The 21378-nt window shown below is 56.0% G+C and carries 16 protein-coding genes; 8 read left to right on the top strand and 8 right to left on the bottom strand.

Features of this window, described 5'->3' with window-relative positions:
- The first annotated feature begins 144 nt into the window (after window positions 1–144).
- The gene (locus tag BLT00_RS20295; RefSeq protein WP_139209648.1) at window positions 145–762 is read left to right on the top strand and encodes a tetratricopeptide repeat protein; all 618 of its coding nucleotides are present in this window, start codon (window positions 145–147) and stop codon (window positions 760–762) included.
- A 305-nt stretch (window positions 763–1067) separates the two neighbouring features.
- Window positions 1068–1820: an SIR2 family NAD-dependent protein deacylase gene (locus BLT00_RS20285; RefSeq protein ID WP_072341008.1), complete on the top strand. Its 753-nt coding sequence runs from the start codon at window positions 1068–1070 to the stop codon at window positions 1818–1820.
- Window positions 1821–1848: 28 nt separating this feature from the next.
- Here the strand turns inward: BLT00_RS20285 and BLT00_RS20280 are convergent, their stop codons facing one another.
- The 3 genes from BLT00_RS20280 to BLT00_RS20270 form a co-directional block, all read right to left on the bottom strand.
- On the bottom strand, window positions 1849–2385 hold the full coding sequence (locus BLT00_RS20280; RefSeq protein ID WP_092146162.1) for a GIY-YIG nuclease family protein: 537 nt from the start codon (window positions 2383–2385) through the stop codon (window positions 1849–1851).
- A gap of 56 nt (window positions 2386–2441) precedes the next feature.
- On the bottom strand, window positions 2442–3455 hold the full coding sequence (locus BLT00_RS20275; protein ID WP_072341014.1) for a helix-turn-helix transcriptional regulator: 1014 nt from the start codon (window positions 3453–3455) through the stop codon (window positions 2442–2444).
- Between the two features lie 95 nt (window positions 3456–3550).
- Window positions 3551–5644, bottom strand: coding sequence for an AAA family ATPase (locus tag BLT00_RS20270; RefSeq protein ID WP_092146160.1), 2094 nt, complete (start codon window positions 5642–5644; stop codon window positions 3551–3553).
- Between the two features lie 151 nt (window positions 5645–5795).
- Here BLT00_RS20270 and BLT00_RS31925 point away from each other — a divergent pair, with 151 nt between their 5' ends.
- The gene (locus BLT00_RS31925) at window positions 5796–5933 is read left to right on the top strand and encodes a hypothetical protein (protein WP_158265819.1); all 138 of its coding nucleotides are present in this window, start codon (window positions 5796–5798) and stop codon (window positions 5931–5933) included.
- A 170-nt stretch (window positions 5934–6103) separates the two neighbouring features.
- On the opposite strand, the gene BLT00_RS20265 is transcribed toward BLT00_RS31925, so the two are convergent.
- From BLT00_RS20265 to BLT00_RS20240, 5 genes are all read right to left on the bottom strand, one after another.
- Window positions 6104–8074, bottom strand: coding sequence for a dynamin family protein (locus BLT00_RS20265; RefSeq protein WP_092146158.1), 1971 nt, complete (start codon window positions 8072–8074; stop codon window positions 6104–6106).
- Window positions 8071–10308, bottom strand: coding sequence for a dynamin family protein (locus BLT00_RS20260; protein WP_092146156.1), 2238 nt, complete (start codon window positions 10306–10308; stop codon window positions 8071–8073). Before BLT00_RS20260 ends, BLT00_RS20265 begins: the two co-directional genes overlap by 4 nt.
- Window positions 10305–12062, bottom strand: coding sequence for a dynamin family protein (locus BLT00_RS20255; protein WP_092146154.1), 1758 nt, complete (start codon window positions 12060–12062; stop codon window positions 10305–10307). Before BLT00_RS20255 ends, BLT00_RS20260 begins: the two co-directional genes overlap by 4 nt.
- A 71-nt stretch (window positions 12063–12133) precedes the next feature.
- Complete coding sequence (locus BLT00_RS20250) at window positions 12134–12556, bottom strand: hypothetical protein (RefSeq protein ID WP_092146152.1); 423 nt, start codon at window positions 12554–12556, stop codon at window positions 12134–12136.
- A 1484-nt stretch (window positions 12557–14040) separates the two neighbouring features.
- The gene (locus BLT00_RS20240; RefSeq protein ID WP_092146150.1) at window positions 14041–14913 is read right to left on the bottom strand and encodes a BrxR family helix-turn-helix transcriptional regulator; all 873 of its coding nucleotides are present in this window, start codon (window positions 14911–14913) and stop codon (window positions 14041–14043) included.
- 118 nt (window positions 14914–15031) lie between these two features.
- On the opposite strand from BLT00_RS20240, the gene BLT00_RS20235 reads away from it, so the two are divergent.
- The 5 genes from BLT00_RS20235 (at window position 15032) to brxC (ending at window position 21325) form a co-directional block, all read left to right on the top strand.
- Window positions 15032–15286, top strand: coding sequence for a hypothetical protein (locus tag BLT00_RS20235; protein WP_032902487.1), 255 nt, complete (start codon window positions 15032–15034; stop codon window positions 15284–15286).
- A gap of 10 nt (window positions 15287–15296) precedes the next feature.
- Complete coding sequence (locus BLT00_RS20230) at window positions 15297–16346, top strand: ADP-ribosylglycohydrolase family protein (protein WP_092146148.1); 1050 nt, start codon at window positions 15297–15299, stop codon at window positions 16344–16346.
- Window positions 16347–16433: 87 nt separating this feature from the next.
- The gene (locus tag BLT00_RS20225; protein WP_204375880.1) at window positions 16434–17294 is read left to right on the top strand and encodes a hypothetical protein; all 861 of its coding nucleotides are present in this window, start codon (window positions 16434–16436) and stop codon (window positions 17292–17294) included.
- Entirely contained in the window at window positions 17287–17832 is a 546-nt protein-coding gene (locus BLT00_RS20220) for a hypothetical protein (protein ID WP_032902484.1), read from the top strand. Before BLT00_RS20225 ends, BLT00_RS20220 begins: the two co-directional genes overlap by 8 nt.
- 28 nt (window positions 17833–17860) lie before the next feature.
- Entirely contained in the window at window positions 17861–21325 is a 3465-nt protein-coding gene (gene brxC, locus BLT00_RS20215) for a BREX system P-loop protein BrxC (RefSeq protein ID WP_092146146.1), read from the top strand.
- The last annotated feature ends 53 nt before the right edge of the window (window positions 21326–21378 follow it).

Raw genomic sequence — 21378 nt, 5'->3', positions numbered from 1 at the left:
GGTTCAGGCTCTGGTTAACGGTAATGAGCCTTCATTGTGATGATCGGGCACGACAGGATGTGTCGAGATGCGGTTGCGACACAAAATGACGTCGGCATTTCGATAATGGGGCTTATCGAGATGATCAACCGGAAGGCTATACGAATGAGCCCAGACGAAAAAATATTCCAGCTTTTGGACGCCCTGTTGCCCGATGCCGAGCGCATGCGGTTTGTCGAGTCGCGGTCGCCATGCGTTGCGGATGCAGACATTGGCATGCCGTCCTTGAGACTGTTGAAAGCGCCGGTCGACGGCAAGCTTGCGTACCTCACGATCAAGGCCGCGCCCCCCCTGGCTACTATGGCCGATCCTGCGTTGCTACGCATTCTGTACCGTTCGCTACGCGATGACGCCCTCGCTTCGGATCCTGATGCGCTCAATGATCTCGGCTGGCTCTGGATCAACGGTCGTTGCGTCCCTTTCGATAGTGTCCTCGCTCGCCGATGTTTCAAACTTGCGTATGTGCTGGGGTCGGGTGAGGCGGCGTTCAATCTTGGCGAGCAAGCCTGGTACGGGCGGGGCATGGGCATTAACCAGGACCTGGCGGCCAGTTACTACGAGCAGGCCTATGAGCGCGACATCCTGTGTGCGGCGCAAGCGCTTGGGCGTTTGCATGAAAAAGGCATGGATGGCCAGGCGCCAGATTTTGCCAAGGCCACACACTGGTACCGACTGGCTGCCGGGGCTGCGTTTGCCTCAGGAGATAAATACCATGGGTTTTGAGAGTCGGGTATCGATGGACGGTTACAAGGCACGGTGGAAATGCTGTTGGCCTTGCTGCCTAGGGCGTAAACCAAGCGGGACGAAGGCGTCATGACATGCCCATAAGACCAAGACCTTTCACCTTTGTCTGCGATACTTGTGGCTGGAAGAAAACGGTCGCGCCGCTCAGTGATGCCCTTGTACCGGGAGACTGGTTCGAGCGATGCGAGAGGTGTGGAAACGAAGCGCTGACCTTGCGACCGGCCAATAGAATCGATCGTGCGCTGGCTGAATGGTTTGGCCGGTTACGACACTAGGAGGCGGTCATGATCGAGTTTCTGGGCCCGCGTTTGCGCGATGCGTCCCATGTGGTTGTCTTCACTGGCGCGGGTGTTTCCGCCGAGAGCGGCATCCCGACGTTCCGCGACGCCATGACCGGATTGTGGGAGCGTTTTGATCCTGCTGCGCTGGCCACGGCGAATGCCTTTCGTAACGACCCGGCGCTGGTATGGGGATGGTATGAATGGCGACGCTCGAGGGTTCTCGCCGCCAAACCCAATCCCGCCCATTTGGCCATTGCCGAGCTCGCCCGGCGAGTCACCAGGCTGACGGTCGTTACCCAGAATGTCGACGATCTGCACGAGCGTGCGGGTTGTCATGACGTGATTCATTTGCACGGTAGCCTCCACTCGCCGCGCTGTTTTGCGTGTGCCCGGCCATATGAGCAGGCTACCGATCCATTGAATGAACCTGGAGATGGACGCAGGGTCGAGCCTCCTCGCTGTCGGCATTGCAATGGCAAGGTCCGGCCGGGTGTGGTCTGGTTCGGCGAGGCGCTACCGGAGCAGGCATGGCGTGAAGCGCTGGCCGCTGCCGAAGATTGCGATCTGCTGCTTTCGGTGGGCACTTCGGGACTGGTGCAGCCCGCAGCGAAAATTCCTTTGATCGCCAGGGAGCATGGTGCTCTCGTGGTGCATGTCAACCTGCAGCGAGAATCGATCCAGGGCGAGAGGGAGTTCAGTCTCGTCGGTAAAGCGGCAGAAATACTGCCGCGATTACTTGCTCAGGCTAGCGCGTAGCGGACGTCCTCAACGGTCAGCGCACGGCTTAACGAGCGCCCTGTCTGCCGAACATGGGCCGGTTCGAGGCCCATAAGCCATCTTCTATCGCCTGGACCACGGCAACGTCGACCTCTTTGCTGAATCGCCAGGCTTGAATGCGCAACATTCCCTCGCGTTCCGGCAGCCAGTGGGACAGTTGCAAGGCGTAGGTGCCTTTATTGCCGAAGCCCAAGTGCTGCTTGATCCGCGCATCCAGATTGGCGGAGCTTCCGACATACAGCAGGCGTGATACAGGATTCAGGCGGCAATAGGCTCGATCATTCTTGCGCGTGTCCTTGGCCTCTGCAAATGCCAGATAGAGGTCTTCGCAGACAGCGTCGTCGACTGACATCTGATAGATGTAGCGCGCTTTGGAAGAGGACCAGGTCTTAAGTGTTTCCAACGCTTGAGCAGGATAGCCTTTGCGGATTTCACTGAACGGAATGAACACCTCGTGGAGGCTATCGATAGGTGTACGTTCGACGTAGCCGGCCAGATCACGCAGATGGCAGGCGATGTCGTTCAGGGTGGCGGGTGTGAGCATGTGTTCCTGCCTTGTTGAGCCGTCGAGCAAAAAATGGGCTAGTCGCGTCGGTTGCGCTAGATTTCTGGTGCGTAAGCCGCCGCTGCGCGGCGTAATGTATCGCCTACCTGCTGACGCAGGGCCGCAGGTTCCTGCACGACCAACGAGTCGCCCAACGATAGAATCCACCAGTGCAATTGCCATGTATTGTTGACGGTAGCTTGCATCTGAAAACCCTCTGGCCGTTCTTCCAGCACCATGTCCGTGCTCAACGGCGTTTCTCGAATCAACCTGGCCTGGTGTTCGCTCACCCAGGCCTTGAGTTGGATCTTCTCCGGTTTGCCAAACTGCAAAGCGTCGGTGGCCAGGTACGTTTGCAGTTCAAATGTCTCCAGACCCTGGCATGGCGTGTCGAGCACCGTTACCGCTCGAAAGCGATGAACCGCGAACTGACGGACATCGGTATACGGCGCGGCGGTAGCGATCAGATAGGTGATCAGCCCTCGCTGGACAATCGCCAGGGGGTTGAGCGTCAGCTCACTGAGTTTGTTGGTGTGTGCCGAGTAATACTGACAATGAACTTGCTGCTCGCTGATCAGGGCATGTTGCAGGGCCTCCAGGATTTCCGCCTGGATGTCCGGCGCTCGAAGATTGAAATCCGGCCGAACGCTCGCAACTTTGTCGGGCCAGCGGGCGGCGGGGTTGCCATCTTCGAGGCCTTTGAGTTTTTGCCGGGCATGCTCGAAGCGCGGTTCCAGCACGCTCAACATGCTGGCTGGAAGGAGCGGGCGCACCGCATCTTCGACCAGCGCCAGACTGACGGCTTCAGTCAGGGTGATGCCCTGCAACTCGACGCTCACGCCCGGCTTCCAATACCAACCGAAGGGCGTTCCACCATCGTTGCACTGCAACGGAAACACCAGGGACAGGTCACGCAGGTCGCGCTCGATACTGCGGCGACTGATGGAGTAGCCCGCGGTCGTCAGGCGGGTCAGCAATTCACTCACCGTGATACCCGGGGCGCGCTTGGGCAACTGTTGCAGCAACTCCCATTGACGACTCAACGCGGTATGGTTCTTGGCTGATGGCAAGAGAAATCATCCTTGTAATAGTGAGGCGGGCCTGCGGCTAGCGAATTTGCCGGGTTGTCTGCCTATCGGCGACAACCGGGCAACCTTTAGTCCGGTTAATGTATGAAACCGATTGGGCGCTGCTGGCCGGCGGACTTGAGTCGGCACTCCGCCAGCAACGCCCCGGCCAGCTCGTCGGCAGTGGCGAATGGCTTGAAACGTCCTCGGCGCGCGACTGCCGCAAAGTCACCTGGGGTCAGGTGCCGCTCGCCTCGCAAGCGATTGGCTGCGGTGTGCTGCGGGTCTTTCAGTGCCAGCGCCTTCAAGTGCGCGGCAAACAATGCCTGTGCCTGGGCGGGGGCCAGGTAGCCGAAATGAACCTTTAGATCAAAGCGCCGCAAGGAGGCTTCGTCCAGATCGAGCATCAGGTTGGTCGAGGCAATGAACAGCCCTTGATAGCTTTCCATTTGCGTGAGCATTTCATTGACCGCGGTGACTTCCCAGCTCTGTCGTGCCTTGCGCCGGTCCTGCAAAAAACTGTCAACCTCATCGAGCAGCAGCACCGCGTCTTCCTGTTGCGCGCGTTCGAAGGCGCCCGCCAGATTCTGCTCTGTCATTCCGACATAGGGTGAAACCAGGTCGGAGACACGCTTGATTATCAGTGGCTTGCCCAATTCTTGCGCCAACCATTGGCCAAACGCCGTTTTACCCGTGCCGGGCGGACCGTAGAAGCACAGGCGTGCCTGGGGATGGATACGCAGGCCTTCAACCAGGCCATCAAGCGCCTGGTCGGCGTTGATCCATTGCGGAGAATAGAAAGTCGGCAAGCCGCTGCCGCCGTCATTGTGCAGTTTCTCCAGGCCTTGTGCTTTGAGTGTACCGTCGACGATGCAACGGATCGTCGTATCCAGCGTCTTGCCGGCACGGTTTCCTGCGTTGCGGCCTACTCGCACGGCTCGCTCCAGCACGGCCGGAGTCACTTGTTCATGGGCACTGAGATGCTCGATCAATGCTTCACTCAACTTACCCTCGCCACACTCACGCAGCATCTGCTTGCGCTGCGCCAGAGGTGGGTTGGGGATCTCGATCACCAGGTCGAAGCGACGTAAATGTGCCGCGTCGATCGCTTCAATGCTGTTGCTCAACCAGAAACAGGGCAGCGCATTCTCCTCCAGCATGCGATTGATCCAGCCCTTTTGCGAACGATTATGAGCGTCGGTGCTGGCCGTTTGAAAAATGTCTTCGATCTCGTCCAGTACGAGCAGGGCCCGTTGCGAGCGCAGCACGCTGTTGGCTGCACGTAACGAGCACAGGCGCTGTTTGGCCTGCACGGGGTCACCATCGCTGTCCGTGCAGGCCACTTCATAAAGCGCGCTGTTCAAGCGCTTGGCGAGCAATCGACTGAGCTGGGTCTTGCCGGTGCCCGGCGGACCATAAAGCAGAATATTCACGCCTTGACGGCCTTGAGCCAACGCTTTGGCCAAGTAGCGTTCAGCGATGTTCAGTGGCTGTTTGATGTGTCGGTAGTGCGCCAGGCTCAAGCTGCCTGGCGGGCTTGGGCGGAAGGCATACGCAAACAAATCCAGCGATGTGCCTTTGCTGAACCGCAGCAGCCCGGGAAGTGCCTGATTGCTCACCGTCAACATCGAGTTCAGTGCCGTCGACGCGCGGGAGTTGCTTCCCAGCTCCAACAAGCCTGCTTGGATCAATGGGCTGTTGTTCGCCAAACAGGCCTCGACGTCGGTCAGTTGCAGGCCCAACAAAACCGCCAGGACTTTCATGGCACGGTTCAATCCCACCATGCCCAACTGATCGGTGGCATCGCTGAGCACTGGGTCGATATGCATCAGCACGCAAAATCCCAGTATTCGCAATTCTGCGTCTGCCAGCCCCAATAGTTCTCCCAATGCCTCGAGGTTGCTCCCCAGGCGGTCCGGGTATGGCGTATCCGGATGACTTGTCTGGAACGAACGCGCGCTTCGGCGCAAGGCAGACAAGACAAGGGCCGGATTGTACTCGTCGACATGGTCTACCCATTTGGCCAGACCAAGCTCACGAGCCAGATCATCATCGTTGAGCCCGTGTCGACTTATTAAGTTTCGATGCCCTCCCAGATCCAGCAGCAGTTGGAAACTCCACTTCAGCGAGAGTGCGCAAGTATCGGCAGCGCGGCGGCTGTCGTGGGCGAAGGGGGTGAGTCGGGTTCCCATGCTGACTATCCTGTTGCTATGAAGAAGGCAGGATGGGATGAGGGCTGGTCAGAATGTGTCGTGGTGACAGGGAGGTCGTGAACATTCAGGCCCGACACAATCTGTCGTGCCTGTGTCTCAGTCTGGGGCCCACAACATGGACCGCAGAGGAATGGCAATGCTGAAAAATGTACTGGCAACCGTGGGTTTGGTCGTGGTGCTCAAAAAGAGCGTCGATCTTTACCAGAAGTACAAGCGAATGGAGCGGGAGAATGATGTTTGGCGCAAGGCCGCCAGTGGCAGGGATTGAGGGGCGCGCCCCCAAGCCTGCACGGCCGGATAGCAGGCGTCGGAATTGGATGATGAGTCATCCTTTTCAAATGCATTTATCCGGCACGGTGTGCTCTCTACGAATGGTGAGTGTGAGTGATGATTCTATGATCGGTTCGCGCAGCGAAAGGGCTGGCGCCACATCCGCTCCTACACCTCGGTTTCAGGCACTTGCGCGGTCAGCCGGACGGCATCGTTGAAGGCCTCGAACAGGCGCCGTGACTCCTTGAGCCAGCGCTCCAATGGTGCCGTATCCAGCTTGCTGTCGAGTTTGTCGATGGGGCCGAGCATTCGCTCATAAACATCCTTGCCCCCGATTTCCAGGCTGTCGAGCCGCAGTCCATTGATGGCTGTTTTTTGCGCGCGCATCGCGCTGATATCGGCCTGAATGGCCTCGTCATACATCGAGAACACTTCGCGCAGGCGCCCATCCAGGTGCTGACGTGCATCCCCTTGCAGGTTGATCCGGGAGAAATATTCCAGCAGTGGCACGTCCCGATAAGCCACTTCGGTGCGCAGGGTGGAGCTATACGCGCTGATCCCGGCGACAGCAATTCCCTCCGATTGTAGAATGTCCTGGACCTCATCCATGACGTATTCGATGTCGTCTTCGGATTTGAGGTCAGCCTTGGTCAGAACGATATAGACCGACCGCTGATCGACGCCGATCTGATGGATAAACTCCAGGTCTGAGTCAGGTACTGTGCCGTTGGAGTCGAGGCCGATCAGCCAGACGATCGCGTCGGACTGCTGGGCAAACTGGATGGCGGTGCGTTTGTCTCCCTGGCTGTGTTCGGCCGCCGTCGCCGGCGGGTTATAGCCGGGCGTGTCGATGAAGCAAATGTTGCTGAAGTACTCTGGGTTCATCTGAACACCCACGCACATGAACGGCATCAGGCTCTTCAAGTCGAAACTGAACGAGTTGATGAAGGCATGGGAGATGCTTTTGTAGAAATCCACGTCCAGTTTGATATGACCACCGTTCGCGGAGTATCCGCGAATCATCCGCTCATCTGTCGCCAGCACGTAGCTGGGGATAGCGGTGACTGGCTGCATACCGACCGCCAGGCGCACCTCGGGGTCACGGATGAAACTGTTGATGAACTCGGACTTGCCACTGCTGAAACCACCGACAATGCCGACGATGGTGCGCTCATGAACGTCTGGGAAGCCTACGAGCAAGGCCAGTTCCTGCTGGATCGACTGCAACATCGTGAGGGCTTTGGCTTCGGCGGCCAGGGACGACTCACCGTCTGCGAACACCATGTAATCGTTCGCCAGCAACTCTCTGAAACGGGCCAGTCCAGCACTTTCTCGAGGACGAGCGGCGAGTAGCCGGGAAATGAGCTGAAAGCGCGTCCAGGTATCCCCGTGCCGCTGATTCAATGCCTGAAATTCTTCCGCGAGCTGAGCGTGCTGTTGCTGTTCCTCTTCATGGATCTGTCGCAGTGTTTCGTGCGCCCCGATGCTGGCTTGCAGTTCCTGGCGAGTCTGTTCCAGCGCTTGTTGTTCGCCTTCGAGTGCCTGCCGGGTGCTGGTCAGCTCGGCAGTGGTTCGGGCTTGGCGCTCGGTCAGTTGCCCATGTTCCGCTGTCAGGGTGCCAAGATGCTCCAGGGTGTTTCGGTGCTCTTGGGTCAGTGCCTCGTTCCGCTGATCCGACGCTTTGAGTGCTTCGGTACGGGCTTTCAGTTCAAGGCGTGTTTGCTCGAGGTTGTGTTCGAGGATCTGGCGAGCGTCTTCGATGCTGTTACGTTCCTGCACCAGTTCCGCATGCCGCGTCGACAAGCTGTCGAAGCGCAGCCGCGCCGTCTGCTGAGTCTGTTTATGCTCAGTATTGGCCTGCTCCAGCGACTGCTGCACCTCATGCAAGGCTTGCCGGGTGTCGTTCAGCTCGGCGGCGGTGTTGGCCTGGCGCTCGATCAGTTGTCCATGGTCGGCAGTCAGGGCCTCAAGACGCGCCACGGTACCCTGGTATTCTCGGGTCAACACATCGTGCTGATTATCCGCAGCCAGGAGCGTTTCGACCACGCTGTCACGCAGCCGCTTGCGACGCCGAATGAACAATTGGCCTAATTTATCCAGTTGGGTGGTCAGCTCCGAAGGAAACAATTCAGTCTTCATGCCGCCTCCAGTTCCTTGGCCATGCGTTGCAGGCGGTCCAGGGTAAGCAACGCATTGCCGACCTGTTCTTCCAGCTGTTCGATACGGTCTTGCATGTCCTGGAAGAAGGCTTTGCCATAGGAAGGAGGCAGGTTTTCAGTGACGTCTTTCTTGAAAAAACGTATTTGCTGTTTGGCCTGTCTCTTGAGTTTGTCCAAGAGATGGTTGGCCTCATCGAGAAAGTCTCGCGCTTCGTCATCTCGCAAACACGTACCGCTGCGTTTGAGCTTGCGCAGTTCTTGGCTGTTTAGCTCAAACGCCGGAATCGTGAAATTTGACACCAGACCTTGGCTGGTATGGATGATCAGTGCCGGGTCCATGTCTTCGCCAAGATGCTGCCTGGCTGCTTTGGTCGACTCCCTGACGAGCTTTTCGCGGAACTCGTCAGTCAGTGATTTACTCGAGGCTCTGAGCGTATCTGCCAGGCCTTCGACGAAATCCTCGAGTGCTGTATAGACCTTGCCCCAGAACAGTTTGAATACCGTGTAATAACGAGTTTCAAGACCGCCCCCCCACAACCAATTCGCTGTTTTGGCGGCGAGACTGTCGCGCACCACCTCCCTCTTATCTTCTTTTTCTTCCACCGACGCATCTACCGCCGTCTGCGTGAGGCCATAGGCTTTTTCCAGTTTTTTGAACAGAACCGCTTCCAATTGTTCGCGGAACTCTTCGACGCATTTGTTCAAGACCCCATCGAGCTCATAGGAACCCACTGTCATCAAGCTGGACAGCTTGCGCCGCTGAGCCTTCAGGTCCTCGATATCGGCATTGCGGACTTCCTGATACTTGGCCTGGGTAAAGTTCAGCAAGTCGGCCCGGAACGCTTCCATTGCCGAGGATTTGGCACGAATGAGTTCCGCGCGTCGATCTTCGATAATGCGATCTTTCTGCGCGCGGACGCTGTCTAGCACCGCCCGCAGCGCTTCGGTGTTGGCCAGCAGGTCGAGATTGCCTCGGCAACGTTCGGTATGCTCTGGCGTAAAGAAGTCAGGGTAATTTGCTTGAAGGTTTTCCCACGCCTTTTGCTCGCCGCTGTCCCATTCGCCTTGTTGGTCAAAACGTACCGAAAGGCTGTGACACATGCCCGAGGTGTGCAGGACCTTGCCAGCACCGTTATCGATCAGGTTGTCGAAAGTCGCACCGATCTCCGGATGCTGGACCTTCAAGCGTTGCAGGGTATCGACCATGTGCGCGCTGAGCGTCTGAGTGATCTTGTCCAGCGATCCCTGAAGCGTAGGCTGGCGGGTGTCGCTGCCATACAGTTGATTGTCGACCTGGCTGGCGATCAACACCAGTTCCTGGACGCCCTCTTTCTGGGTGATCCGGCTCATCATCTCGATGTCCTGCTCACTGAGAAACTGGCCGGCAGGGCTGACGATAAAGACCACATCGCAGTTCTTGAGCAGGGCGGTCGTGCGCTCCTCGCGAGACTGCACAGGGTCGTTTAATCCCGGGGTGTCGATGATGCGCACGTTACGCAAGGAGTCCAGCGGCAGGAAGATATCTACGCTTTTGGTCAACGGCATGTAGTTGCCTCCGACGCCAACATACTCCAGCAACTTGTCGGCCAATGCCTGAGCATCAGTTGCCTGCAGGCGGCCCAGACTGTCGAGGGATTTGAAATCGACACTGGAGCTGCGAATGCTCTGCCACTGGTCATGGGCGGCCGCCAGCGCATGTTCGCCTTGCAGGGCTCGCCGGGCAGTTTTCTCGACGTCGGCATGGAACTGTTCGTCTTCTACGTGTCCGCCACTGCGCTGACGACGCTGGCTTAGCGTTTCGTAGGCGCGAGACTTTTCTTCGCGAAGTCGTTGCTCGTAACGCAGGGCGTTTTGCTCGATATTTTCCCGGTCAGCCGCGCTGTAGAACTGAACCTCGGCACCAAAGGTGTCGCCATGGGTCAGGGTGGTCAGCGCGGCTGTCATCGGGGTGGCAGCCCTGGGCAGAATCGCATGACCGTCGAAGATCAGGGCGTTGAGCAATGAAGACTTGCCGGCCTTGACTCGACCCACGACGCCGATCTGCAGCAAACGATTCTCTTCGGCCAGTTTGCTGAAGGCCTTTTTCAGGTCCTCGGTCCGGTCGATGGCATGCTTGCGTAGCCATTGAGCGATGTCTTTTTCCAGCTCCGGGCTGTACTTTTCCATCCATTGATGGAGGCGTTGGTTCAGATCCAGGACGTGCTGTGCGTTCATTGCTGCGACTCGTAGAGGGCTTGTTTGGCGAGTTGTTGCAGTTGTTCTCTGGCGCGGGTTAGCAGCGCGATCTGATGCTCAGCCGCCTCGGCATCGTGATTGCGGCTGGCGACCAGTTCATCAATGAGCTTCTGCTTTTCACCGATTTCGCGCTCGAACTCCACGCTGACTTGGGTTACCAGCACTTCCATCTGTTCGGCGAGCAAAACGGGCAGACGATCACGCAATTCCCGTTTAACCGAAGGAATGATTTCATTGATCACTTTTTGCCGGAGTTGCTCGCGCTGACGTCCCTCATTGAAGAAGGCCAGAATTTGCGGAAGGAAGATGATGGCCAGCTCGAGCAGCGGATTGACTACCGACGTAGTGACTGCCAGCACGGTGGCCAGGCCTTGATAGCTCACTTTTGGTAGCGGGTTTCCTTCCTTCCAGCCGCTTTCTTTTTTCAGTCTTTCCAGTTCGTGTGTATTGCGCTCGGCCAGCGATTTGCTCCAGTGGCCCAGGGTCTCTCCGGTTTTGTGCAGGGTTCGGTTGATCCTGTCGGTGATCTGACCCAGCCAGTTAGGATCATTGCTGAACTGGCCCATGCTTTTGCCCAGGTCACCCACGGCTTGCGCAAAGTCGGTGACGACGGAGCGGCTGAGAATGTCCATCTGCTCCTTGATGGTACGGGTCATCGAGCTTCGGACCACTTCAGATACGATCCGCGAGAAAGCGTCCTGATTACCCGCCAGGCCGGCACTGACCAATTCCGACTGAGCGTTATCAAGTTCACGGCCGACCGCATTGAGGCAGCTGTCTACGGCACGGTCCAGCTGCTTGTCGCGCAGGTCTTCAAGAATGCCGTCGCGTTTACGCTCGATCTGCCGAATACCATTGGCCAGCTCGCTCAAGGCATGTTGATTTTCGGCCTGGTTTTTTTTCAGTGAGGTCAGCGCAAGGTTGATCTGGCTAAGCAGTGAATGGGTCAGATCTTTCAATCGATCTTCAAACACCTGGCGAACGATTTGTTCGGGTTGAAGGCGTGCAAGCACTTCGCCCAGCTGGACTTCACCGTCGAGCCCCACCTTGACCAGGGGGCGCGTGTCGACAAAGTTGATCCGGATCTGCTCGTCGACCAACTCCGCGACTTCTTGCACTTGCTCGTCCGAGCGCAGGTTGACCTTGTTCAGCAGGAACGTGAAATCACGCCCGTAAGTCTGCAGGTCATCCAGTTGACGCAACATCGACTGAGTGATGTTGCCGTCTTCCACGCTGGTCACCACGATGAAGTGCACGCCACGGGGCAGGTAGTACGCGATCGCTTTGTTGTGGTTGGCCAATGAGGAGCCGAACCCGGGCATGTCAACCAGCACCAGTGAGGGCGAGGCTTTGAGTCGCGGGTTATCCAGATACAACTGAAGGTGAGTGAACTCGTTGGCGCGTGTCTTGATACCGGCAAGAGCGCTGACGTCCAGGCGTTCACTACTGCCATCCAGGCGAATGGCCAGGAGATGCGGGTCATTGCTGTATCGCAACTCAGTGGCTAACTCGGTTTCGGGAGTCAGGCCAATACCTAGGACGTTTTCGCCAAGGAAAGCATTCAGCAAGCTGCTCTTGCCGGCGCTGAACGCACCAATGACGGGGACGAGCAATTCGGTATGTTCGATATCGTTCTGCAGCCGAGTCACCTCATCGGGCTGGATCGAGGTTTCTACAATGAGCGGCAGAATGGATTTCAGATAGTTGAGATAAGTGCTTTGGGTTTTCAACATGATCAGTACGAATCCTTACGTATATCAAAAACGTTTATGGGCATCGTTGTGGGGGAGGGGCTCCAGTCGTTTCACAACTTGAGCTCCCTCCATTCATAGCCGTTGTATTTCTCCCAGACTGCGCCGTTCTCAAAGTGCAGGTACACCCGCCACTCATCCGGATTGACCTGGATTTCTCCACCAATACGGGCGCAGTTACCGAACTCTGAGCGTAGAAAGCTCTCTAGTTGCTGAAAAAACGCATCGGGCAACCTAGAACTGCCGGAGACATAGCAAGACGATCCATTGGCGAAAAGGCTGCAGGGTTGAACACTTGACCATAGCGTTGCTGGTGCCTGGTCCGGATGTTTCTTGCTCCAGTCCAGAGCGAACCTGTGAAGCAGGACATGCCAGTTTCCGTCGGCGTACTCACCCTCAATCCCCCACATGTCGATGGCCAAAAACAGAGTGGGTTTCTTCGAGCGTTTCTGCGACGGACAGAAGGACTCATGCATGGGGATATCTCTCGCTGGTTAGATGTAAAACAAGACGAGTCAATGTCGAACATGCACACGACAAATTGTGTCGCACATGACATCTGGATCGTATAAGCAGCGGCGTGGAGGCACTCACCGCGACGTCAGCCGGGTTGCGGACAGTCGTTCAGCGGCAAGGCCGAGGGATACAAGAAGAGCGATGAGACGGGGATAAGTCAGGAGGGCCACAGACATTCGCAACTTCCTTGTGCGTGTAGGCGTGAGTGCCTGAGATCAGATCTACTGCACGATATCGGCATGGGGCAGACAAGCTTTAATTGGGACTTGTCAAGTCGTTCATGGAGATCTCTTCGAAGCGATATTAGCGAGATTGTGGCATTTTGCTACCGTTGTTGGCGATGCGCCAGCTCAAATGCTGACTCGCTGCAAACGCAAGGACGCCTTTATCAACGTGACCTGGGGATTTCTGGTCCTGAACAATTGGACGGCGAGAGACGCACCCGCACGCTTGATGTTGGCGCCGCAAGGCGTGAGTAAGACGAGCGGCGTGTGGTAAGCCATTACCCGCACAGGCCGGTGCACTGTTGTCTCGTCGTATCGATGGGTACTTCAACGCTGTTCGTGGATTACAAAATTCACAAGTCACAGGCTTGGAGTACATTTTTCAGAATGGATCTGTGTGAGGTGCTATGGAGCTTGATGGGGCTTAAGGTTTTGTATTTACTGGGTTTCAGGCACAAAAAAGGCGTTCGTGGGCGTCTTTCGATGTGCTACTAGCTCTGACCCTGAGTTGAAGGCCGTCGCCGTCAGTGAGAACGAAGTCTTTTCCTGTTGCCTTGACTGCCTTGAGTTGGCGGTCTGATAGGCGGGCTGCATTAGTAGGCATGAGAGCTACCTTTGACACCGTTTTGGTATCCCAAAAATAGCACCAGTGGGCTCGGGATACCAAAACGCCTGGAACTCAAAAAGCTTCTGTGGAAGCCAATAGCCCTGAAACCCCGTATTTACTGAATTCCAGGCACAAAAAAAGACGTCCGTGGACGCCTTTAGATGATGAAATGGTGGGCCGGGGTAATTTGAACAGGTTCTGTATGTTATTGATTTAAAATAAAAATATATTACTGACTTTTGTAGTGGAATACTGTTTGGAATGCCATCGGCTGAGGACTCCACCGGTTTGCACTGCAAATGAGGTTACCTGTAAGTGAGTCATCTGCAGTTGTAGTTCAGTGCGACGCAATCTGTCGTTCCCCCATGAGCATGCACCAGCCATCGAACAATGGAGGGCGTCACGTGCTGAAAGATATTCTGGCTGCTGTCGGAATCGTTGTTATCGCAAAGAAAGGGTATGAGGTGTATCGGCAGTACAAGTCAATGGAGGCGGAGTGTGAAATCTTACGCAAGGGGCAAAGGGGGCTCAGTGTCGCCCTCTCGCAACCCGTTTCCGGAACTGACTCAATGCGTGACGCGCTGTGTCACGCATTGAGTCAGTAGCTGTTAGATCACTCATACAACCAAGGCTTCAACTCATCCAGGTTCTTCACCACGATCTGCTGTGCGGCGGGTTTGGGGTCGAGTTTCTTCGGATCGATCTGAAAGCGTTGTAACACGTACTTGACCAACGCCCTGCGTGTTGGAATGACCAGCACACCATCCATCATCCCGAAGTCGGCTTCGATGATCGCCTTCTGTTCCGGCTTGAGGCGTGAGTCGGGCTCGATGATCACGGCCACTTCGGTGTTCCAGTCTTCATCGTCTCCTATGAGGTTCTCGGTCTTGCGCTCGAACTCCGGTTGGCCGCGCAAACGACTTAATACAAAATCCCGGTACTCACGATTCTTCTCGCAGTACGCCCGCACATGCCAGCGCATGCCGGTGTAAATCAGCGTGTGCGGCGCGATCAGGCGAATTTCCGGGTTCGGGTTGGCGAGCGAAACGTACTCGATTTCAATCACCTCGCTATCGCGGCAAGCCTTGAGCAGCGGGCGCAACACTTCGGGTCGAATCGTCCGGTCCGGCACTTCCAGGACCATGGTGTGTGCGTAGGCCAGTGCCAGGCCTTCCACATGCGGTGCGCGAGAATGGGTCTGGTTCAGCAGGTGCAGATAGGCGTTGGCACTGTCGTCAATGAACCGCAGCTTGAACTGCTTGCTTGGTACATAGCCCTTGAGATGCTTGTCATATGTAAGATTTTTAGGCGCATGGTCCGTTATGTAGGTGTTGATGTCCTTCGACGCCTGCTGACGACTGATCCCGAAGCTCTGGATCAAGTGCCCTGTGGTCAGGCGGCCCTCCCACCATGCAACGGTTTCGATTAAACGATAGCGAAGTGCCAGATCCCATCGGACTTGTTTGATGTCTTGTGTGCGTTTCATGACCACTCCATCTGCTCGTTTTGTTTACCTGTATAAGTCTACATTCTAGACCTGTCGCTTATCACTACATATATTTTATCTGTCTTCGAAGTCGTTCGAACTCACTAAGGAAATGGATATGAACACGTTGGATATGGTTTCGGCAGGTGCGCTGGCGTTGCTCGGGCTGATCCTTTTGATCTTGTTGTTCCAGTACCTGCGGCTGCGTGGCATCTGGCAGATGATGCTTGTCTGTCGGACTGCAACTCGCTGGGCCCGAACCTGGGAAATGGAAAACAAGGAACTGCGCTCTGCTCTCAGAGCAGAAAAAGCACATGTCGAGCAGCTGAAAAGAAAGATGGTGCTGCTGCAAGCATTGATTCCCGCACCGTAAGGAAGCAGACATGAATAGGCTCGAACGAATCAAAGGCTGTTTGCTGGGCGGCGCTGTCGGTGATGCTCTGGGCGCACCCGTCGAGTTTCTCGAATGGTCGGCCATCGAAGCGGAATTCGGTCCGTCCGGGATCGTCGATTTTGTTCCTGTCTACGGCATCACCGGTGCGATCACCGACGACACGCAAATGATGCTCTTCACTGCCGAAGGCCTTCTGCGCGCTTACGTTCGCGGCAGCTCACGTGGCATCTGTCATGTGCCCAGCAGCATCCATCACTCGCTACTGCGCTGGCTGCTCACCCAAGGCTACCGGCCGGCAACGTCAGTCAGCCAGGATGGTTGGCTTATCAAAGAGCGCTTGTTGTGGTCGAGAAGAGCGCCGGGCAACACTTGTCTCAGCGCATTAAAAGCGAGCAAGTGCCTAGGTGTTCTCGCTGAAAATAACAGTAAGGGCTGTGGAGCGGTCATGCGCGTCGCACCCTGCGCCTTCTTCGGCAACGCGTTCGATTACGCCGCAGAATCCGGTCGCCTAACCCACGGTCACCCAACGGGCTACCTTGCGGCAGGCCTGTTCGCCGACATTCTACAGCGCATGGCTGACCGGCAGGACAGCCTCGAACGCGCCCTCACAGAAAGCCTTGCCACCCACGGCCACAAAACAGGCCTGGAAGAAACCCGCACCATCCTTGAACGCGTGTTGTTCTATTACTACGAAGGCTATCTCCCCACGCCACAACGCATCGATGAGCTCGGTGGCGGTTGGGTCGCTGAAGAAGCACTCGCCATTGGTATCTGGTGCGCCCTTACCGCCACTTCATTCGAGCAAGGCATCATCAGCGCCGTGAACCATAGCGGTGACAGCGACAGCACCGGAATGATTGCAGGTCATTTTTTGGGGATCCAATACGGTTCCGCCGCTATCCCGGCGCGGTGGTTTGAAGGGGTGGAACTGAGAGCGGTGATCACCCAGATTTCCGAGGATATCGATGAAGTGCCACGTCGCAACTCCGGCGGTGTCAGCGCGAAATACGATGAAATGTGGAGGCGTTATCCGGGATGATCATTGCCACATGCGGCTTATGTCGATTTGACATCACGTCTCCTAAGAAAGAAAGTGTGCAAGACCTGCTAAGGACAGTAAGTGATAATGGCATTTTCCCCAATTAGCCCCTTCTTCTTTGTGTTCGAAAAACAGGAAGATCAGTGGCGTGTAGCAACAAGTGATGCCATGACTACCCAGCAGTCTCTGACCAATTTCGGCTTTAAATTCGGCAAAAGTGGGGCGCACGACTCGCGCACCATGATGCTGCCTGAGTTGCGAGCGCTTTTTTCTCGTACCGATATCAATACAAGTCGGCAGCAGTATCGCGAACATATCGTTGATCTTAACTGCCTGGACAAGCCCACCAGCAGCGCCCGAAAACTCACCGCCGGTCACTTAGTTGATCTCTATGGCTTGGCCGAAGACATCCCAATGTTCCGGATTTTTCGGCGTCTCTGGGAGCTACGTCCTGAGGGCCAACCCTTGCTGGCCCTACAATTAGCGGCGGCTCGTGACCCTCTGTTTCGTCTGTCCGTGCCACTGATACTGGAGTTGCAACCGGGTGAGCCGTTGCAGCGTGAACAAACCGAAGCAGTACTGATGGCCCAGGATCCCAATCGCTTCAGTCCTTCGTCGCTCAAATCCTTTGCCCAGAACATCAATGGCAGCTGGACCCAGGCGGGTTTTCTGCAAGGGCGAATCAAGAAGAGCCGAGCCGAGCCGATAGTCACAGAAATCAATGTCGCCTTCGCTCTGTTCCAAGCCTACCTCAATGGCCTAAGCGGACAACGGCTGTTCAGTAATGAGTGGTGCAAATTGCTCGATTGCCGTTTTGAACGACTGCTGGAGTTGTCACGCCTTGCCTCCCAGCGTGGACTGATCACTCTCAAACACTCTAGTGAGGTCATCGAAGTGGACTTTCCCGATTTCCTCACTTCAACCGAAAAGGCCTGGCTCCATGAGTAGTCGCCTGAACAAACTGGTCAAGAACTTTGCCCATCATATCGGATTGCCCTGGCAGGCCGGTTTGTCCCATGAGCAACGGGTGTTGTTTGCCGTCTACCACAAAGAGGACGAGCTAAAACTGCGTGCGCGTATCGAAGAATTCAAGGTCGCTACTGAAGGGGCTCGGCACCTCTGGCTGCCGCTTGATATCACCAATGCCTTTGCCAATTGGATGGCTGCCGAAGAGTACCGGGACTCTTACTTTGCCGACCCCAATGACCTCATCGGCAACTACCCGGACTTCATCTATGACCAGCTCGAATGCCTTCAGCAGCAGATCGTCGAGCAGGCTGATGCCAACACCCTGGTAGCCCTTATCGGCTGTGGCACCTTGTTTGGTTTTGGCTCGGTCGCCGGATTTGTCAAAGAGCTCTCCGTACATGTTCCAGGTCGCTTGCTGGTGCTCTTTCCGGGCGAGTACATCGATAACACATACCGCCTGCTGGATGCCCGCGACGGCTGGGGCTACCACGCCACACCGCTGACCGCCGACAACTGAATAGCTGTTTTGCTTTAAGGGATTAACCATGTTGAACCGCGATATTTACTTGAACGACCCGCTGGAAAACGATCTGGCCAACAATGGTGTCGCTGAGGTTAAGGACGATCTGTCCGAGCAGGCGCTCAACACCCTGCGCTACGAGTTGAAAACTTTCGTTTGCGAAGGTGAATACCAGGCTGGCATGGACAAGATCCTCTCTACCTACCTGCGCAACCTTGGTAGTAACCACGAACAGCCGGGCGTATGGATCAGCGGGTTTTTTGGTTCCGGTAAGTCGCATATGGCGAAAATGCTGCGCACACTTTGGATCGATCAGAACTTCCCCGATGGCGTCACCGCGAGGCATATCGCTAATCTGCCGCAGAATGTCTCTGATTACTTTAAAGAGCTCAGTGTCCAGTCACGTCGCTACGGTGGATTGCATGCCGCCTCTGGCACTCTCGGTGCAGGTGCCAACAACAATGTTCGATTAGCCTTACTCGGCATTATCTTTAAGTCAGCCGGCTTGCCTGAGCAATATCACCAAGCGCGCTTCGTGCTCTGGCTCCAGGAACAGGGCTACTACGGCATAGTCAAACAGGCAGTGGAAGAAGCCGGCAAGCCCTGGGAGCGCGAGCTGAGCAAACTCTACGTTTCGCCTTTGATCGCCAACGCTCTGCTCAAGGCCTATCCCGGTATGGCAAGCGATGCTCAGGGCGTACACCAGTTGCTCAAAGGCCAGTTCCCCACGGTCACAGACGTCACCAATGACCAGATGGTTCAGGCTGTTGCCGATTCGTTGGAGCAGAACGGTGAGTTCCCGCTGACTTTGGTTGTGCTCGACGAAGTACAGCAATACGTTGGCAGCGATGTCGATCGTGCGCATATGGTGCAGGAGGTAGTGGAGACCTGCTGTAAACATTCTGCTTTCGGCAACCGACTGCTATTTGTTTCTACTGGCCAGAACGCTCTGTCCGGTATGGCAAACCTGCAACGTTTAATGGGCCGCTTCCAGATTCCCATTATGCTCAGTGATACCGACGTAGAGTCAGTGATCCGCAAGGTCATTCTGCAAAAGAAAGAGTCCGCTCGTGCGGAGCTGCAGAGTTTACTTACCAAACACCTAGGCGAAATCTCTCGGCATCTGCGAGGTACCAAGGTCGAGTACCATCAGGATGACGAAAAAGTCATGCTCGCCGACTACCCACTGTTGCCAGTTCGCCGGCGTTTTTGGGAGAAAGTGCTGCGGATCGTTGACACCACAGGCACCGTTTCTCAGTTGCGCAATCAACTCAAGGTCATCCATGAGGCGGCTAAAGCCACCGCCGACAAGGCACTGGGAAATATCGTGCCTGGTGACTTCATTTATCAGCAGATTGCACCCAATTTGTTGCAAACCGGGGTCATCTCCAAGGAAGACTACGAGCGGATTGCCGAGCTCTCTGCCGGTTCGGCCGATCAGCAACTGCAGTCGCGACTACTCTCGCTTATTCTGCTGATTGGCAAGTTGCCAACTGATTCAGTGGCCGACAGTGGCGTGCGTGCGACGCCTGACATGCTCGCCGACCTACTGGTGGACGATCTCAACCAAGGTAAGGACGAACTCCGTGCGCGCATTCCTGGCCAACTGGAAGTCATGGACAAAGCTGGTCAGTTAATGGCGATGAATACCAGTGCTGGTGTTGAGTATCGCTTGCAGACTCAGGAAAGCGCCCAGTGGTACGACACCTTCCGTCAGCAGGAAGCAGATCTGCGCGGCAATATGCAGCGCGTTGAGAACTATCGCATCGACCTGCTGCATAAACAGATAAAATCCGAGTTGGCCAAGGTGCGCGTTACTCAGGGCGTGAGTAAAGAAACCCGCCAGGTCATTGCCTGTTTTGATGCTGAAGTACCCAACGATGCTAGCCAGAAGATTTACCTCTGGGTGCAAGATGGCTGGAGCCTCAACGAAGCTTCGTTTCTTGCTGAAGCACGTAAGGCCAATCCGGATCTGCCGACCATTTACCTTTACATCCCCGCTCGCAACCGTTCTGAGCTGAACAACGCCATTATTCATCAGCAGGCTGCCGATGCGACCCTAAGTCTGCGAGGTATCCCCAATACTGAAGCAGGGACCGACGCGCGTAGGGCAATGGAGACCCGTCAGCGCGATGCGCAAAAACAGGTCGAGCAACTGCTGAGGGAAATCCTCTCGGGTGTGCAGGTGTTGCAGGCTGGCGGTGCGGAAGTAGACGGCAATGCCATTGCAGAGCGTATTCAGAACGCCGCTCAGGCCTCTGTCGTGCGACTGTATCGCGAGTTTGATCTCGCCGACAGTCCACACTGGAGCAAGGTCTACGAGCGGGCACGCAAGGATGGCGGACAGAACGCCATGGAAGTTGTTGGCTTCAGTGGTGACACCGAAAAGCATCCAGTTTGCGCCGCAATCCTGCGTTACATCGGAAACTCCAAGAAAGGCAACGAAATCCGAGACAATTTCCTCGCTGCCCCTTGTGGTTGGCAGCAGGACACCATCGACGGTGCGCTCTTCGCTTTGGTTGCCGCGGGTGTATTGCGCGCCACTGATGCCAGTGGTAAACAGCAAACCGCCCAGACCCTGGAGCGGCAGAAACTAACCCAGAGTACCTTTCGCCCAGAAACGGTCACTATCCGCCCTGTGGATCTAATCAAAATTCGCGGCCTGATAAGCTCTCTGGGGATCGACTGTCCTCCAGGTGAAGAACAGGGCCGTCTGCCGTTACTTATCAATCTGGCGCGCGAGCTGCATAACGCCGCTGGCGGAGAAGCCCCGGCTCCTACCCGTCCGGACGCGAAGCTGATAGATGACATCGCGAAAGAAAGTGGCAACACCCAGCTCAAGCTGGTGATCGACCACAAAGACCAGATCAAACCCTTGCTTGATGCCTGGCGTGCCCAGGGCGAGCAATTGCGTGCCCGTCGCAGTGACTGGGATCTGCTACAAACCTTGGTGCGTCTGAGCAAGGGGCTTGCTTTCCACGACAAGCTGCAAACCGAAGTCGAAGCCATTAAGAGTAACCGCAGTTTGCTGGCTGACCCCAGTCCGCTCGACAACTTGATTACCAACACCGTTAACCAGTTGCGCGACGCCATTAGCCACCATTTTCGTGCCTACCTGGCCGAGTATCGAAAGCGTCATGCCGAACTCGTTGCTGACAGTCACTGGCAACAGTTGCCCGTTAGCCAGCAACAAGATTTGCTGATCCGTCGCAATTTGGTTGAGCCCTCTGAACTAATACTCGGTAGCCGTGAGGAAGTGGTCGACAGTCTTGAAAGCGCCAGCCTGGAACAGTGGAGCGATCGTAAGGATGGGCTGGCTGCGAAATTTGAAAGTGCCCGCCAGGAGGCCGTCAAGCTGCTGCAACCCAAGGTGCAGCATGTGTCCTTACCCAAGCGTACCTTCGACAGCGAAGCTCAGATTCGCCAGTGGCTGGTTGAAGTTGAAACCGAGCTACTGGCCAAGCTGGCTGAAGGCCCAGTGATGGTGTAACTCGCCAAGTAATATCAACTGGCTCCAAGACGGTAACACCGCATAGCGGCTTA

It is taken from the genome of Pseudomonas sp. NFACC51, assembly GCF_900103575.1.
GTDB classification, from domain to species: domain Bacteria; phylum Pseudomonadota; class Gammaproteobacteria; order Pseudomonadales; family Pseudomonadaceae; genus Aquipseudomonas; species Aquipseudomonas fluorescens_Q.
This window is presented reverse-complemented; position numbering and strand designations above follow the sequence as displayed.

Coding starts and splice junctions, on each gene's coding strand:
- BLT00_RS20295 (WP_139209648.1), top strand. CDS start 145: ATGAGCCCAGACGAAAAAATATTCCAGCTTTTGGACGCCCTGTTGCCC.
- BLT00_RS20285 (WP_072341008.1), top strand. CDS start 1,068: ATGATCGAGTTTCTGGGCCCGCGTTTGCGCGATGCGTCCCATGTGGTT.
- BLT00_RS20280 (WP_092146162.1), bottom strand. CDS start 2,385: ATGCTCACACCCGCCACCCTGAACGACATCGCCTGCCATCTGCGTGAT.
- BLT00_RS20270 (WP_092146160.1), bottom strand. CDS start 5,644: ATGGGAACCCGACTCACCCCCTTCGCCCACGACAGCCGCCGCGCTGCC.
- BLT00_RS31925 (WP_158265819.1), top strand. CDS start 5,796: ATGGCAATGCTGAAAAATGTACTGGCAACCGTGGGTTTGGTCGTGGTG.
- BLT00_RS20265 (WP_092146158.1), bottom strand. CDS start 8,074: ATGAAGACTGAATTGTTTCCTTCGGAGCTGACCACCCAACTGGATAAA.
- BLT00_RS20260 (WP_092146156.1), bottom strand. CDS start 10,308: ATGAACGCACAGCACGTCCTGGATCTGAACCAACGCCTCCATCAATGG.
- BLT00_RS20255 (WP_092146154.1), bottom strand. CDS start 12,062: ATGTTGAAAACCCAAAGCACTTATCTCAACTATCTGAAATCCATTCTG.
- BLT00_RS20250 (WP_092146152.1), bottom strand. CDS start 12,556: ATGCATGAGTCCTTCTGTCCGTCGCAGAAACGCTCGAAGAAACCCACT.
- BLT00_RS20240 (WP_092146150.1), bottom strand. CDS start 14,913: ATGAAACGCACACAAGACATCAAACAAGTCCGATGGGATCTGGCACTT.
- BLT00_RS20235 (WP_032902487.1), top strand. CDS start 15,032: ATGAACACGTTGGATATGGTTTCGGCAGGTGCGCTGGCGTTGCTCGGG.
- BLT00_RS20230 (WP_092146148.1), top strand. CDS start 15,297: ATGAATAGGCTCGAACGAATCAAAGGCTGTTTGCTGGGCGGCGCTGTC.
- BLT00_RS20225 (WP_204375880.1), top strand. CDS start 16,434: ATGGCATTTTCCCCAATTAGCCCCTTCTTCTTTGTGTTCGAAAAACAG.
- BLT00_RS20220 (WP_032902484.1), top strand. CDS start 17,287: ATGAGTAGTCGCCTGAACAAACTGGTCAAGAACTTTGCCCATCATATC.
- brxC (WP_092146146.1), top strand. CDS start 17,861: ATGTTGAACCGCGATATTTACTTGAACGACCCGCTGGAAAACGATCTG.